Annotated in this window: 12 protein-coding genes; 6 read left to right on the plus strand and 6 right to left on the minus strand. The window is 47.9% G+C overall.

Annotated features, from left to right (window positions below):
• Window positions 1-102 precede the first annotated feature (102 nt).
• Entirely contained in the window at window positions 103-237 is a 135-nt protein-coding gene (locus BTV99_RS13795) for a hypothetical protein (RefSeq protein WP_256713781.1), read from the minus strand.
• A gap of 710 nt (window positions 238-947) precedes the next feature.
• Between BTV99_RS13795 and BTV99_RS10930 the strand changes: the two genes are divergently transcribed.
• From BTV99_RS10930 to BTV99_RS10940, 3 genes are all read left to right on the plus strand, one after another.
• Window positions 948-2402 (plus strand): cytochrome c, encoded by a 1455-nt coding sequence (locus BTV99_RS10930; protein ID WP_075102397.1) that lies wholly within the window; start codon window positions 948-950, stop codon window positions 2400-2402.
• A 241-nt stretch (window positions 2403-2643) separates the two neighbouring features.
• On the plus strand, window positions 2644-4245 hold the full coding sequence (locus BTV99_RS10935; protein ID WP_075102398.1) for a flavin monoamine oxidase family protein: 1602 nt from the start codon (window positions 2644-2646) through the stop codon (window positions 4243-4245).
• 30 nt (window positions 4246-4275) lie between these two features.
• On the plus strand, window positions 4276-4929 hold the full coding sequence (locus BTV99_RS10940) for a cytochrome c (protein WP_075102399.1): 654 nt from the start codon (window positions 4276-4278) through the stop codon (window positions 4927-4929).
• 135 nt (window positions 4930-5064) lie between these two features.
• Here the strand turns inward: BTV99_RS10940 and BTV99_RS10945 are convergent, their stop codons facing one another.
• The 4 genes from BTV99_RS10945 to tolQ all read right to left on the minus strand — a co-directional run bounded on the left by BTV99_RS10945 (window position 5065) and on the right by tolQ (window position 8806).
• Window positions 5065-6357 (minus strand): PD40 domain-containing protein, encoded by a 1293-nt coding sequence (locus BTV99_RS10945; protein ID WP_075102400.1) that lies wholly within the window; start codon window positions 6355-6357, stop codon window positions 5065-5067.
• 135 nt (window positions 6358-6492) lie between these two features.
• Window positions 6493-7524, minus strand: coding sequence for a cell envelope integrity protein TolA (locus BTV99_RS10950; RefSeq protein WP_256713782.1), 1032 nt, complete (start codon window positions 7522-7524; stop codon window positions 6493-6495).
• Between the two features lie 78 nt (window positions 7525-7602).
• Window positions 7603-8061, minus strand: coding sequence for a protein TolR (tolR, locus tag BTV99_RS10955; protein WP_075102402.1), 459 nt, complete (start codon window positions 8059-8061; stop codon window positions 7603-7605).
• 4 nt (window positions 8062-8065) lie between these two features.
• Window positions 8066-8806 carry a protein TolQ gene (tolQ, locus tag BTV99_RS10960; protein ID WP_075102403.1) on the minus strand — a complete coding sequence of 247 codons (741 nt, stop codon included), beginning with the start codon at window positions 8804-8806 and terminating at the stop codon, window positions 8066-8068.
• Between the two features lie 426 nt (window positions 8807-9232).
• On the opposite strand from tolQ, the gene BTV99_RS10965 reads away from it, so the two are divergent.
• The 3 genes from BTV99_RS10965 (at window position 9233) to BTV99_RS10975 (ending at window position 15214) form a co-directional block, all read left to right on the plus strand.
• Window positions 9233-10528, plus strand: a complete 1296-nt coding sequence (locus BTV99_RS10965) for an NCS2 family permease (protein WP_075102404.1) — start codon at window positions 9233-9235, stop codon at window positions 10526-10528.
• Window positions 10529-11285: 757 nt separating this feature from the next.
• Window positions 11286-14510, plus strand: coding sequence for a bifunctional proline dehydrogenase/L-glutamate gamma-semialdehyde dehydrogenase PutA (gene putA, locus BTV99_RS10970; RefSeq protein WP_075102405.1), 3225 nt, complete (start codon window positions 11286-11288; stop codon window positions 14508-14510).
• An 11-nt stretch (window positions 14511-14521) separates the two neighbouring features.
• Window positions 14522-15214, plus strand: a complete 693-nt coding sequence (locus tag BTV99_RS10975) for a 1-pyrroline-5-carboxylate dehydrogenase (protein ID WP_075102406.1) — start codon at window positions 14522-14524, stop codon at window positions 15212-15214.
• Window positions 15215-15349: 135 nt separating this feature from the next.
• Here BTV99_RS10975 and BTV99_RS10980 read toward each other — a convergent pair whose 3' ends face one another.
• Window positions 15350-16522 (minus strand): cupin domain-containing protein, encoded by a 1173-nt coding sequence (locus BTV99_RS10980; protein ID WP_075102407.1) that lies wholly within the window; start codon window positions 16520-16522, stop codon window positions 15350-15352.
• Window positions 16523-16534: the final 12 nt, after the last annotated feature.

The raw sequence follows: 16534 nt of genomic DNA on the forward strand, positions 1-16534 counted from the left end.
TGCTTAATGTAAAAAAGCCAGATACATAAGGTATCTGACTTAGCAAAAAAACTATCAATCTATTTTAGGACGAGACATATACCCAATCGACTATAGAGATTTTTATTTGGCCTCATGAACGTGAGCGTGCAGAGTGGTAGGCGCAGAGACAACAGGAATAGGACTTTCGACAAACTGAAACGACTGGCAGCCTGATAGCAGCATCGTCATGCTCAATAAAGCAAATAGTGACTTCATAATAAAATCTCAAAAAGAGCCCTGCCTGCGACAAACAAGCAAGCGATATCACTGTATAACAGGTCTGATAGGGGATACAGCATCCAGCAATGTATCTATTATGTACAGTAAAGGCAGGACAAAGTAAAAAATAACGCCAGTTTTTTAGCATTATACAAGATTATGGCGCGTTTTAATAAAATATAAAAATGAATGTTTAAGATAAGCTATTGTTTTTGATGTTATATTTCTGAATTGTTTTATAAAATATTTTTTTATATATTATTTAAAAAATACAGCGAGTTGGCGCAGGTGGTTTTTTTAACTTTTGTAAAAAAATGGAGGTAATAAGTTACTACGCAAGCAATAGTAGAAAAATAGCTTTACATTAGTAAGGGAGTAGAGAGTATCGAGTAACCATTTATAACGCTGATTTAGACCAGATATTAATCAGTAAAAGATATTAGTCAGTAAAAGATAACAACTAAGCGCAATATACTGGCCATGAGTGTGTTATCTGCTGCTTTAAAGAAGATGTACAGTGCCAAATAAGTGATGGTCAACGCAGATGTATTATCTGGTCAAAAATTATTTGATAAGTCATATGCTGGAGAAATGGATTTTTAAGATACGTCAGGAAGCCAATATTAAAAGATAACAATAATGAAAACATCTTAGTGAATTAAAAATATTAAATCATTAAAACTAGATGCCAGCTATAAGAGGATATTATGAAGCCACTGTCTATGATGTTGTCGATGCTCGTCATCGGTATGACCTCTGGTACCGTCATGGCGCAAGGCAGTAACGTTGCCCGCGCCACCCTACCAAATGCCAGCTTGCCCAATGTCAGCCCCGCCAATAGCGAGCTGGTCAATCGCGGCGCTTATATCGCACGGGCGGCTGACTGTATGGCGTGTCACGGCGAGGACTATACAGGCGGGACCGCGATAGAGACTCCCATGGGGGATATTTACTCTACCAATATCACCCCTTCAAAACGTTATGGCATCGGTAATTATACCGAACAAGACCTAAAAAATGCTTTGCAAAAAGGCCGTGCTCCTACGCATATGCTCTATCCTGCTATGCCATATCCTTCTTATCATGGTATGAAGGATGAAGACATCAAGGCACTATTTGCGTATTTGCAAACGGTGCCCGCTGTCGATAAGGCGCCCAAACAAAAGACTGATTTGCCGTTTCCCTTTAATATCCGTGCCCTAATGTTGGGCTGGAACTTCTTAAACGTGCCATCGACCGAAAACCGTGAAGGCCTGAGTCCCACGCAGCAGCGCGGCGAGTATTTGGTCAATAATCTCGAGCATTGCGGTACATGCCACACACCGCGTAACAGCACCATGGGGTTTGATAAGGAAAAATATCTATCTGGTGCCCAGCTCGGGCATTGGTATGCACCCAATATCACCCCTGATGAGTCAAGCGGTATCGGCAGTTGGAGTGAGCAGGATATCATCACCTATCTACGGACAGGGGAGCTGGATCAGCGAGCGTATGCTGGCGGTCCGATGGGCGAGGCCGTGGCTCATAGTACGCAATACCTCACACACGAAGATTTAAGCGCGATCGCCTCTTATCTAAAAGCCATCCCAGCGGTGCAGACAGATGACAAAGTATCAGCTGTCGATGTGGCACGCTTGCCAACCCCCATCAATGACTCGATCACTCATGATCTTTTGGCACAAAAAGACTATCTGGCTCAGGCCAAAGCAGATGCGGGCAATAGCAGTAATTCGCCTGAGTCTTTGTACCTAGCGACATGTGGTAGCTGCCATGGTGTCAATGGCTATGGTCAGCCGGATGCTCAGTATTCTCCTATCGTTGGTCTGAGTAGTATTCGCCGTGATAACCCTGACGCGCTTGTCAATATCATCTTGCATGGGGTAGTCGGTAGCACCAATACCTCACCGATTATGCCTGGGTTTGCCGACCAGCTCGATAGTGAGCAGGTTGCTAGTATCGCCAATTATGTGCGCGTAAACTTTGGCGGGCTAACAGATAGCGACGTCAGTGCTGCTGATGTCGAACGTATTGCGTCGGCCGGGAATGAGCAGCCGTTTTTAATAAAATACGCAGGTTTGCTGGCGATTATTGGCATCATCGTGGCGGTTTTGCTCATCGTATTCATAATACGAGCCATCATGCGCAAAAGACGCCATCTGTAACTTTACCGTTTTTTTGTCACAGATGCTGCTAAGTGACGCCAGACTATTTAGCAAAACCAATCACAAATAATAATAGGGCAGACGGCCGTGCACACGCTGAGTATCTCATAGCAGAACCATCAGTCTGCTACCAAGCTGAATAGCTTTCTAGGAAAACAGCCTGTCAATACTCAAACTGGCGGTGCTACATAGAGCAAAAACCACAAGCGGACCGTCATGCACCAACTTTAAGGATATGATTATGAAAGACATGCTCCAATCCCCAACACGGCGCCAACTGCTCTCCATGATCGGTAAAACAGCCGGAGCAACGGCGATGTATCAGGCGATGACCACGCTAGGGTTTGCCTCTGAGTCGACATTTCAAGAGTCCATGAAGCTTGAAGGGGCACCTCCGGGCGCTAGTATTATCGTCCTTGGAGCAGGTTTGGGTGGTCTGACGGCCGCTTATGAGCTGCGTCAGGCAGGCTATAATGTCAAGGTTTTGGAGTTTCAAAACCGCGGCGGCGGACGTAGCTGGACGCTAAATAGCGGAGATAGATATACCGAGCTTGGCGGTGCGGAAGTGACATGCGACTTTGAAGAAGGCAATTATTTTAATGGTGGGCCTTGGCGATTACCGAGCCATCATTATGCAGTATTTCATTACTGCAAAAAATTTGGCGTAGAAATGCAGCCGTTTATCCAAACCAATGATCGAGCTTATTTGCATCGGACCAATCACTTCGGCGGTGTCCCTCAGCGTCTAGGGGATGTCAAAAACGATATTCAAGGCAATATCGCAGAGCTGATGTCTAAGGTGGTCAACGTCGGCGGCCTGGATCGCTCGGTCAATACCGAAGATAAAGAAAAGCTACTAGAAGGCTTAAAAGGTTGGGGCGTGCTGGACAAAGACTATCGTTATCGCGCGAGCAATGCCACCAGCAAGCACCGTGGCTATAGCGTCTTGCCAGGCGGCGGGCTTATGCCGACAGAGACACCCTCAAAACCATTACCGATGAGTGAGATACTAGACTCAGGCATGTGGTCTGATATTTATAGCAATCATATGACGTATGCGCATCAGCCCACGATGTTTCAGCCAGTAGGTGGCATGGGTAAGATAGGCGACGCTTTTACGCGTGAGTGCCGCGATATGATCGAATTTAATGCCAAGGTCACTAAGATTCACCAAGATGAGACGGGCGTGACAGTCAGCTATGTAGATAGCAACAACCCAGAAGGGGCGGTGAAGACGGTACGGGCGGACTGGTGTGTCTGTAATATTCCTCTGACCGTTTTGACCCAGCTTGATATCAATGTCTCAAAGCCTATGAAGCAGGCGATGGCGGCGGTGCCTTATGATACTTCTTATAAAGTCGGCCTAGAATTTAAGCGCCGTTTTTGGGAAGAGGATGAGTGGATCTATGGCGGCTTAACCTATACCAATATGCCAATTACCCAAATCGCTTATCCTTCTGAGGATATGTTTAAGGATGGCACAGGCGTTTTATTAGGGGCGTATGGCTTTGGCGCTACTTCCTATAAGTTTAATACCCTAACGCCGCAGGAGCGCATCAACGTCGCACTGGCTTATGGTAAGTACATCCACCCACAGTATCCCAAAGAGTTTCGTGCTGGGACATCAGTGGTCTGGCATCGCATTCCGTGGACTTTGGGCTGTTATGGTATCTGGAGCGAATCTAGCCGCAAACAGCACTACGATACGCTGTGCAGCATAGACAATCGTATCGTCCTAACTGGCGAGCATTGCTCTCATATCCCAGCATGGCAAGAAGGCGCTATTTTATCTGGCATAGACGCCGCCAATCGCCTGCATAAAAAAGCAAAAATGCTTGGTTAATATTGATAACAATAAAATTCAGAGGCTATCATGGACAATGCAATCGTAAAAAAAACAATCAGGGAGAATACAACATCAAAAATGCTGCCTGTGATGTTGCTGAGTGTGATGAGTGGCGCGGTGGTAATGGGCTGTAGCCAGCAAGCAGATGATGTGGAGACGGTGGCTAGTGTACAAGAAGCTGATCTTGCTCCAGATTATCAAGCCAGCCGCAATACGGGCAGTTGGGGCGGTGTCTATATGAGTCGCGACGAGCTAAAAGCCCCGCAGATCAACGTCGTCGATGACAGCTCGTTGCCAAGTATGACGCAAGATGCCAGCCTTAGTAAATGGGAGGCAAAGTTTGAGGGCACCAATGCTTTTGTCACCACCGATGGCAAAAAGCTATACCACGATTCCTGTGCAGGCTGTCATATGCACGAAGGTCAAGGCGCGTACGGGGCAGGATATTACCCGCCGCTGGCGAACAACAGCAAGATGCAGTCAAAATATTATATTATCGATATCTTGATTAATGGCTTTCGCGGTATGCCGTCTTTTCATATGATGATGGACGATGAGCAAATGGCTGCTGTCACGCAATATGTGGTCAGCGATCTTAATGGGTTTACCGATACGGTGACTGCCGCCGATGTTGCCAAATTAAGACACGCCAATCCACCAGGCTATGATCCGAGCGAGTAGCTCGCTGGCATAAAAAAACGCCTGATTAACTATCAGGCGTTTTTTGTGGATGCTGTGGTCGCCAAGATAAAGTCGCTGCGTACTTGTGCTCTAGCTCCTAACTGTGCTGTATGTGCTGTGGTTTATTGTGAGGGATTATTGCGGGCTGGCTGACCAGACGGGCGAGCGTATCACGCCTTGACCAGACTTGCCAAAGGGCTCACCGCCGTTTAGGGACTTGATGATCAGCACTCCTTTGCCACCTTGGGTAGCGGCATATACCACGCGCTTGCCATTTGGCGAAAAGCTTGGCGCTTCATCGATGCCCGTATTGCCTAAATTAGCTGTCACCGTGCCATTGCTATTCATCACCGCTGCGGCTCGCCCACTCAAAAAGGCGATCTGCGTGCCATCGTGACTGAACTGCGGACTGGTGGCATAGCTACTGTTTGAGACTTTTGTCGTGCGCCCTGAGCCAAACTCATAGCGATAAATCTGCGGCTTATTAAAGCCTGCACGGTCACTGACAAACACAAATGATTTACCATCTGGGGCGTAGCTTGGCTGTACCTCGCTGCTTGGCCAGTTGGTCAGTCTTTTGGGCTGGCCACCGCTGGTACTCATCTCATAGATATGCGCGCTGCCTTCAAAGCTGCTAGAAAACAGTATCTTGCTACCATCGGGCGAAAACGACGGGCTAAGATTGCTGCCTTTAAATGGAGTAAGTGCGCTGGCACCGCCGCCACTCACGTTTTGGATATAAATCACCGGATAAGACTGGTCGCGTTGGACGGCATAGGCAATGCGGTTGCCATCAGGCGACCAAGCAGGCGAGAAGATAGAGCCTGCCACTTCGGTGATGGTCTTGGCGTTTTCGCCATCGGCATCCATCACTTTTAGGCGTGAGACTTTTTGTTTGCCGGTGCCTACTTCTTCGATGTAGGCAATACGTCCTGAGAAGTCGCCTGGCGTACCGGTGATCAGCTCATACACCTTATCAGCGATGACATGACCGGCATAGCGCATGCTGTCTTTGTTGTTGTCAGCGCTGAGGCTTTGCTTGCCTTGTAGCACCCGACCTGATTTGACATCGATGACCTCATACTCTGTGATGACTTTACCGCGATTGCTGCGAGTACTGCCCACCACCAAATAAGGAATACCCATGCTTTGCCAGACCGGCAAGCTACCTGCCAGCTCGCTGCTACTATGCGGCTGCTGCGGCAAGTCTTTGCTGGTGACTTTTAGCTCTGTTTTGCTCAAGTCATTGAGAATAATCGGCGATAGTACCGAGTCTCCTGCAAAGGGTACAAACGCGACTTGGTTTTGTTGTACCGGAATTTCGTAGTTCAGCTCTAAAACGACAGGCTCTGCCAACACACTGGAAGAAGCAAGCAATGTGGTGACACTAATGCATAAAGGGGCAAGTAGTTTTTTATGGATAAGCATGAGTAAGTTGGGCTCCTAAGGGAATGTAAGTCTCGTTTTTTATAGGTTTTAGTTTATTATTAGAATAAGGGAGTATCGTCTAGGGTACAAGCTATTTAAGTAACGTTATCAATAATATGTGCCTTAAATCGTGTGTTAGTTGCTTCCTTTAAACTGTATGGTAAAGGTTGGATACCTGGGATCATCAGTATCGAGCGGTAGGCTGCCTGTGTCGAGATCGAGCACAGCTTGTTTGGCGGCCTCGTTGACCGTACTGTCTGGCCCCGATGCTATGACATTGACCACGCTGCCGCTGGCATTGACCGTGATGATTAATGTGGCGTGCTGGGTAGAGCCTTTTGCGGCGGGGGGCGGATTATAGTGGCGTCCGATTAAATTGATAATTTCACTATTGCTAACACCGCGGTTATCGCTGGCAGCTGTTCGGCTACTGCCTTTGTTTGGGCTGGTGGTGACCGTGTCACCAAGGAGGGTAGATTGACCTTCTGATAAGTCAAAGGTTTTACCTGCGCTACCAGAACCACTAGTATCAATTTTTAGGTTTCGGCCGGTAGGCGTAGGACGAGTAATCTTGGGTGGGTTGTTTTGTTTTTGATGAAACTCATCTAGCCGTCTTTGTTCCTCTATCAGCTGCCTTTTTTTATCTTGTTCAACTGCTTCGTGTTCTTCTAATATGGCTTCATCAAGCTTGGCTGCCCACTCTGCCATACGGCGTTCATATTCTTGATTTTGCTCAAGCAGACGTTGGTGCTGCGTCTCACTCATGAGAATTGGTGCACTCGCAGGATCATTAGAGCGTGTGAATACAGGTGCTCGCTGCGCATTCGGTTGGTCAGTGCTTTGGCTGGTAGAGCCGCTATCAACTATCTGAGGCGGCAAGGTGCTGGATATACCGTTTGTACTACTGTCGGTTTGCATGGCCTCTGCAGCGGCAGCTCGGTTGGCCAATATCTGTCCTTGCATCTCAGCGAGCTGCTCTGGCGAGACCATGACCGTCTCGATACTACCTGTTGTTTCTACATCGGTATGTTGATACGCGTACACCAAGATGCCCAGCACCAGCCCATGTGCGAGCAAGCTCAGCAGCATAGGTAAGGTGAGCCCGTTACCTTCAGGCTCGGTGGGCACATAAACGACAGGAGCATTATGCATGGTGTGATTACTCATGAGCGTGGTATATCAGATTGTTTGCTATGGTTTGCTGTATCATTGCTTGGCACTGTATTGGCACAAATAGCGAGACAATCACAGCGATGGGGCCGGTAAAGGCGCACCAGTGAGTAGTCCGACTTTTTCGATCCCTGCTTGTTGTAGGCTGGCCATCAATGTCATGATAGCGCCATACTGATTGTTTTGATCGGCATTGATCATCACTTGTATCGGTGGCTCGCCAGTATTGCTGTTTTGTGTTTGAAGATTGGACAGCGTATTGATCAGCTCAGGCTCACTAATCGGCATATCAATGTTGTTTTCGTAGCTGATAAATAGCTCGCCGCTCGCCGTCAAAGACACAATGATTGGCAGCTGACTTTGGCTCATGGTGTTGGTCTGCTCTTTGGGCAGATCCACGTCGACACCAGTGATGAGCAGCGGCGCGGTCACCATAAATATCACCAGTAGTACCAGCATGACGTCGATATAAGGAACGACATTCATCTCTGCATTTAGGGATTTTTTTTCACGGCGGTAGGGGCTTTGTCTCATATACTTAGCGTCCTTGCACCTGACTGGCGCTCGATGGTGCCTCTGAGCTTGGGTTGTTTTCGCGGTTCATGCTGCGCTCAGCGCTGGTCTCACGCTGGAGCATACCAGTCATTTCATCACAAAACAGCGCGCGCGACTCATACAGACGGCCAGACTTGGCGGTGAAATGGTTGTAGGCCAGTACAGCAGGAATCGCAGCAAATAGACCCATAGCAGTGGCGATCAGTGCTTCAGCAATCCCAGGAGCGACCGCAGCGAGGGTGGCTTGTTCAGTTTGTGATAGCCCCAAAAACGCATTCATAATGCCCCAAACCGTCCCAAATAGTCCAATATAAGGCGCCACTGAGCCAATACTGGCAAGCGTGGTCAGTCCTGACTCTAGTAATAACTGCTGACGACCCAATCCGACACGTAGCTTGCGCTCCACACCATCGATGATGTCGTCTTTGGGTTGGCGTTTTTTATGCATTCTTAAATATTCAGAAAACCCAATATAAAAAATCTGCTCAAGCCCTTGCCGATCAGGGGAGCCTTGTACGCCTTGATAGAGCTTGGCCAAGTCTTCACCCGACCAAAACCACGTCTCAAATTGTTGATCGAAGTTTTTGGCAGTACCCAGCCGTGCACTCATACGAAAAATAATCACCCAGCTAAGTAGCGAGGCCAATAACAACAACGCCATGACGATTTGTACCAGCAAACTGGCTTGGGTAATAAGGTCGATAATGTTTAATGATTCAGGCATGTATTTGACTCATGAGTGATGAATAACAACTGGTAGGACAAGTCCTAGTGTAGTGTACTGTGAAATGAAAAAAAGGTCATTTATTAAAGTGTTAAACGGCAAATAAAACCGGTAAAAATGATACGTTGTTATTTTCGATTGATTTGGTGACTTATCACATGACCTAAACCACAAAACAGTCATAAATAAAGCGAAAACAGCTGTTTGCACCCATCAGGCACGGGTAATGATTGAATTTGTACGCCAATTTCTCTAAAATGTTGCACTTTGTTACCGCTGCCTTTTTGATAATGACGTCGCAATCTATTTGCTGACGTCATATTTATTTTAGGCACCAATAAATTTGTTCTTTCTCTAAGATATGGTTTATTTATATATTTTGATGTTTAAATAAGGCCATACCTTAGCAAGCTGGGCGCGACACTTATGAATGCAATTGAACGCTATTTTGGGATCAACGGTGAAAACACCACGGTCAAAACGGAAATCCTCGCCGGTATAACCACCTTTTTGACGATGGCTTATATCATCTTTGTCAACCCCAACGTATTGGCAGAAGCTGGTATGGACAAAGGGGCGGTGTTTGTTGCTACCTGTTTGGCAGCGGCATTAGGCTGCTTTATCATGGGTATCTATGCCCGATTGCCTGTGGCATTGGCTCCTGGTATGGGCTTAAACGCCTTTTTTACCTATGGCGTCGTTTTAGGGATGGGCTATGCGTGGGAAACCGCGTTAGGCGCTGTTTTCTTATCAGGTTGTTTATTTATTCTCTTAAGCCTATTTAAGATTCGCGAGTGGATCATCAATGCCATTCCAGCCAGCCTCAAGCAAGGCATCGTGGCGGGTATTGGTGCGTTTTTGGCATTTATTGCCTTACAAAGCTCAGGCATCATCGTTGGCCGTGATGCGACACTAGTGATGCTAGGCGATATGACCGCGTTTGCACCGATGATGGCGGCGCTGGGCTTTTTTATTATTATCGGCTTGGTCTACAAAAAAGTCCCAGGCGCGGTGACGATTGGTATTTTGGCGATTACTCTGATCAGTTTGTTTACAGGGCATACACAGTTTACAGGCATCATGTCGACGCCGCCATCTGTCGCACCAACCTTTATGAAACTCGATATCGCAGGTGCCTTTGATATCGGTATGATCAGTGTGATTTTTGCTTTCTTGTTTGTCGATTTGTTTGATACTGCAGGCAGTCTGGTGGGTATCGCCAACAAGGCAGGTCTGATCGATAAAAACGGCAATATCCCTAACATGGACAAGGCGCTGCTTGCTGACTCAACAGCGACGGTCGCAGGCGCTATGCTAGGTACATCATCGACGACCAGTTATATCGAGAGCGCCTCAGGTGTGGCCTCAGGTGGCCGTACAGGTCTGATGGCAGTGACCGTGGGCGTGATGTTTGTGCTGAGTATTTTCTTTGCACCCCTTGCTGGAATGATTCCTGCATATGCGACTGCTGGCGCAATTTTTTATGTCTCGGTATTGATGTTGTTTACGCTAAAAGACATCAACTGGGAAGACTTAACCGAAGCGGCACCAGTGGCGGTAGTCCTGTTACTCACACCGCTGACGTACTCTATCGCTGATGGTATCGCGCTTGGGTTTATCACCTTTACTGCTGTCAAGCTGATGACGGGTAAGTTTTCAGAGATTAGCATCCCTGTATGGGTGTTGACGGCTATTTTGCTTGCCAAGCTGGTACTGCTATAAGTATTTGGCGTTATCAATACGTTTGATACAAATACACTTGATATAATGGCTCAATATTGCGTTGTCATCCGTAAAAACCCTCTTTATCTGATATGGATAAAAAGGGTTTTTTTATGTGGGCGCAGTAGAGGGTTTTTAGGGTGCAGGTTTTAGCAAGTGGCGCGTCCAAGTATTTGATTAAAAAACAATTAATACACAATAGTAAACACAAAAATATAACTCAGGCGTCATGATGGTAAATGTGCTAGTAACTGATTGTTTTTTAGTAAGATATTAATTGTCAAAAATACGCGATATCGTTAGTTGGAAAATTTTTTTCATGATATTATAGCGACGTTAAGCGCATCACCTCAATCAACGCCGTAGAGGTTTTTCTTACAGTGAATTTGCATTATCTTAGATGACAGGGATTCGCCATATTTGACACGTCGATGTTTGATATCGCTATCGCAAAACCTGCTCATCGCACTCCTTTCACTACTAACAAGAAGAAGGCACTAATGCCGCTTAACTTTTCGTTGTTGCCTTTGTATTGTTAACGTAGCCCGTTTAACACTCGAACGACCTACTTAACCGTTTCCAGCCTATGCTGGATTTTCTCGTTTTGTGATGGCGCCGTTTGGTCTTTTGATTATCGCTGCATGCATATATTGTGATTGCTATTTATTTAACCGCTGTCATTAGCGGTGATACAAGACGATCAGACTTCCTAAAGCCCCATTTATGATGGTTTTTAAACGATAGTTATGGAGTTGTTATGAACCCAGTAGACCAGTTTACCCCGCAAGAGCCGATTTTATTTAAGCCTGTCGATCTGCTAGCGCCAGAGTATATTACCCAGTCGTCAAAAGCACTATACGCGTGTATCTCACCTTTATATTGTGTGGATGAAGAGCGCTGGTTGTCAGAGCTGTTGCCACTTGCTAAGCCCAGCGACAAAGAGCGTGACGACGCTGCTGAGCAAACACGCCAGCTGGTCGAGCATGTACGCAATGATGGCAAAGCCGTCAAAATGGTGGACTCATTATTGCTTGAGTATAGCCTTGATACCCAAGAAGGTATCTTGCTCATGAGCTTGGCTGAAGCCTTGATTCGCGTACCAGACAGTTATACGGCTGATGCTTTGATCCATGACAAGATGAGCGTGGCTGACTGGAAAAAACACATCAAAAATGACAATGGTTTTATGGTCAATGCCTCGACATGGGGCATGATGATGACCGGCCGCGTCGTGAGTATCGATAGCAGCACCACGGCCACAGGGTTTTTGGATCGTATGACCAAAAAAATGGGCGAGCCGGTGATTCGTAGTGCCATGCAAAAAGCCATGCGCATCATGGGGCATCAGTTTGTATTGGGGGAGACCATCGAGGGCGCCAATAAAAACAGTCAGTCTTATCGCAATAAAGGCTATACCTATTCATTTGATATGCTGGGTGAAGCGGCCATCACGCATAAAGATGCTGAAAAGTACTTTAATGATTATCTGCACGCCATCAAAGCCACTGCAGATATCAAAGTGGCTGAGGGCATGCCAAAACCGTCAGTATCTATCAAGCTGTCGGCGCTGCATCCGCGCTATGAGGCCACGCAAGAAGCGCAAGTGATGGGACTGCTGCGCCAGCGCTGTTTGCTACTGATCGAAGCGGCGCGCGCCGTCAATGTCGATATTAGTATCGATGCCGAAGAAGCGGATCGCCTTGAGATTTCGCTAAAACTGTTTGAGTCTTTGTATCGTGACAATTTGACTGCCGGCTGGGATGGCTTAGGGTTGGTGGTGCAGGGCTACTCAAAGCGCGCGATTGCGGTTTTGGCGTGGCTGGCGCAGTTAGCGGCAGAAATGGGTGATCGCATTCCAGTACGTTTGGTCAAAGGCGCGTACTGGGATACGGAGATCAAATTGGCTCAGCAAAAAGGGCTGGCAGGTTATCCTGTCTGGACACGAAAAGAAGGCACCGACACGGCTTATCTGGCGTGCGCGCGCTTCTTGTTATCAGATCATCTGCGCGGGCTGATTTGGCCGCAGTTTGCGACGCACAATGCGCATACGCTAGCATCAGTCATGACCATGAGTGCGCATCGAGACTTTGAGTTTCAGCGTCTACACGGCATGGGCGATGCACTTTATGATCATATCTTGCAAGCCTATCAGATTCCGGTGCGTATCTATGCGCCAGTCGGTGCTCATAAAGATTTGCTACCATACTTGGTACGTCGTTTGCTCGAAAACGGTGCCAACAGCTCGTTTGTTCATCAGCTACTAGACAAGTCTTATCCGATTGATAAGCTGACTGTACACCCTTTTGATAAGCTACTGGCCAACGCAACATTGCACAATCCAGAGATTCCCTTGCCATTAGATATTTATGGCGAGCGCCGCGCCAGTTTTGGCCCCAATATCTTTGTAGAGTCGCAGTGGCTACCGTTTAAAGCGGCGATTGATAGTCACTTGCACAAAACATGGTCAGCGACTTCTATCATCAATGGCGCGGCGATTGATGAGTATAAAACGAACGGTCAAGTAAACAAGCTTGAAGCGCACACAGTACGCGCGCCTTGGAATCACGACGTGATCGCTGGTGAAGTGGTTTATGCCAATGCTGATCTGGCACAACAAGCGACCCTAGCGGCCGTGGCAGGACAAGCAGCATGGCAAGCGCAGTCAGCGGCCAAGCGCGCAGCCATACTACGTAAGATTGCTGATTTGTATGAAGAAAACTACGCTGAGCTCATGGCACTGTGCCAAGTAGAAGCGGGAAAAACCATGCAAGACAGTATCGACGAGATCAAAGAGGCGGTCGATTTTTGCCGTTTTTATGCGGATGAAGCAGAGCGCCTAAATGAGGTGGTGCACGAGTTTACAGACTTGTCTGGTAAGCCTGCACGTCAAGTGTATAAAGCGCGCGGTACCTTTGTCTGTATCAGTCCTTGGAACTTTCCGCTAGCCATCTATACCGGTCAAATCGTGGCGGCGCTGGCCGCAGGCAATACCGTAGTCGCTAAACCTGCTGAGCAAACCAGCTTAATTGCGCATTTTGGTGCACAATTGATGTATCAAGCAGGGGTACCGGTAGAAGCGTTGCAATTGGTAATAGGCGCAGGTGAGGTGGGCGGCGCATTGACCGCAGCTGACAATATCGCAGGTGTGATATTTACAGGCTCTACCCAGACCGCCCAGCGTATCAACCAAAGCCTAAACAGCCATGCACAAAGCAGTGGCGAGCTACCAATACTAATCGCCGAAACAGGCGGACAAAATGCGATGATCGTCGACTCAACCGCCTTGCCTGAGCAAGTGGTCAAAGACGCTGTGCTATCTGCCTTTGGCTCAGCGGGTCAGCGCTGCTCAGCATGCCGTATCTTGTGTGTACAAGAAGAGATGGCTGATGATTTGATAGAGCTGCTGCAAGGCAATATGGCGGAGCTGTCGGTCGGCAATCCGCTGTACGCCGCCACGGATGTCGGTCCGGTAATCGATGCTGATGCCAAAAATGGCCTAGAAGCGCATATCGAGCGTATGCGTGCTGAGCCAACCGCGACTATTCTGGCACAGACGCCCATGAGTGTCAGCTCGGTCGTTAGTCAAGAAAAATCGACCTTTGTCTTACCGACAGCGATAGAAGTAAAAAGCATAGATGTGATAGGCGGTGAGCACTTCGGTCCTATCTTGCACGTTTTGCGCTATCAAGCACGTGATCTAAACAAGCTGATCGATGCCATCAATAGCACCGGCTTTGGTCTGACACTGGGTATTCATAGCCGTATCGAAAACACCGCCGAGCATATCGAACGCCGCGTGCTGGTGGGTAACACTTATATCAACCGCAACCAAATCGGCGCGGTAGTCAACGTCCAGCCATTTGGCGGCTGTGGCCTCTCAGGTACTGGCCCCAAAGCAGGCGGCCCGCATTATGTGGCGCGCCTGATGAAATTAGATAGCGACAATCAACTTTCAACATCTACGCAATCAGCAATCGCATAAGGAGTAGCAAGATGGCGACTGAATTTAAAAAAAATCATGCCCAAGTTTGTGAGTCTTGGCGATTACTTGGCGCGGTCAATCGCGCCGCTTATCTGCAAGCAGCCATTCCTCGGTTGGCCTTGTTGACGGGCGATGCCAATAAAGCCAAGCGCTTATTCAACCATTTGTTAAGCGCTGCGCCAAGCTTAGATGAAGTGCACCGTATGACAGGCGCGACAGGAGAGTCCAACGATTTGTATGTGACGGCCCGTGGCAAAACCATGGTCATCGGTAGTGAGTCAGCGCGTACGATGGCAGTGCTTGGTCAGCTAATCGCCGCCCTGCTGACGGGTAACGAAGTGATACTACACTGCCCAAGTCAGGCGGAGATGTGCGATGAAGCGGCAAAAGTGCTTTATGAGATAGGAGTGAGCGATGATGTCTTAAGCGTCGCCAACGACTCACAAACCATCACGCTGTTATATATCGATCGCCTCGCGCAGGTCGCAGTGGCAGGCAGTAATAGTGAAGTTCAGGCCATCAGCCAAGAGCTGGCCAACACCGATGGTATCTTGACACAAGTCATTAGTGTGACCGATATGGACGGCATGTCAGAGATGCTCACGCCTGACTACTTGCATCGGTTTGTCACTGAGCGCGTCAAAACCATCAATACTACCGCGATCGGTGGTAATGCCAGCTTGCTTGAGCTTGGTACTGACTAGGGTTGTTTTTTGCATCGCGGCATAAGATCAACAGTAATAATAAAAACCGATATCTGAAAACTCAGGTATCGGTTTCTTTATTGAGAACAGACTGAAATAGCCTATACAAAACGACTTGTACACAACAACGAGCAGTTACTCAGCATAATCAAGCCAAACCCAGCCGTTTTCTAGCCACTCGCTCAAATCGTCTGGATCGATATCGGCCACATCTTGATAAGTCAAACGCTCGCCATTTGCCAAACGAATGAGTACCGTCGCTGCTGCCTCATCGATGCCATCGAGGCGCTGGCCATTGGCATATAAGATGTAGCCTTTGTCCGTTTGGCGGTAGAGTAGGCGATTGCTATAATCCGCTTGCAGCACTGCACCCTCTGATAAGGCCTGTATCAGCTCATCTGTGTCCAGCGTCTCCTCTGGTACCAGCGCATCATATTGGCGTTTGCTGACGACCTCAGACACGGCTTGACCAATGATGTCGTCGCCGCGCTCAGACTGCAGCAGTTGTAATAGTTTACCCTTAATCGCTTCAATACTATCTGTGTGTAGCTCGCCGGACGCTTGCAGCGCTTGCGGCAATAGCATCGGGACAAATAAATCGCTGTCGTTGGTGGCGATATCAGCCAAGCTATCGATGATTTGCATAAGGTTGGGACGACGACAGCCAAAAGAAAACGTCAGGCAGTCATCTTGTGCCACCCCAAAATGCGATAGCTTTGGCGGTACATAAAGCACATCGCCCGCCTCTAGTATCTCATCAAAGATAATCTGACCCATATCGTCAAACACCCGAATCGGCTCATCTGCCACAAACTCAGTGTCTGTATCACAAAACTTACCGAGCTGCCAGCGGCGTGAGCCAAACCCTTGCGCCAAAAACACATCATAATCATCATAGTGCTTGCCAACCGAGCCGCCAGCAGGCGCATACGAGACCATAATATCATCACGCTGCCACTGCGGGATAAAGTCAAACGCTTGCCACAATTGCCCAAGCTCAGGTGACCATTGCTCAAGGTTCTGCACAAGGACTGTCCACTGCGCTGGTAGGTTATCAAAATCACTTTCAGCCAATGGGCTTTTTTTAAGTTGCCATTGCGGCATCTCTTTTTGTTTAATCGCCGCTTGAGTGAGCAGGCGCGCTGAAGCGTCTTCTTCTAAAGCCAGACCCAGCATATCTTCTGGCTCAAACATGCCAATAAGCTGTGGTAAACCCTGTTTAATAAGTAAGGGTTTTTTTTGCCAATACTCGTTTAAGAATTGCTCAGGTGTCATCGAATCAGGTAGGCATAAGGGGATAGAAGTCATGGGTCAGTCCGT

Source organism: Psychrobacter sp. Rd 27.2, from assembly GCF_001921755.1.
Lineage (GTDB): Bacteria > Pseudomonadota > Gammaproteobacteria > Pseudomonadales > Moraxellaceae > Psychrobacter > Psychrobacter celer.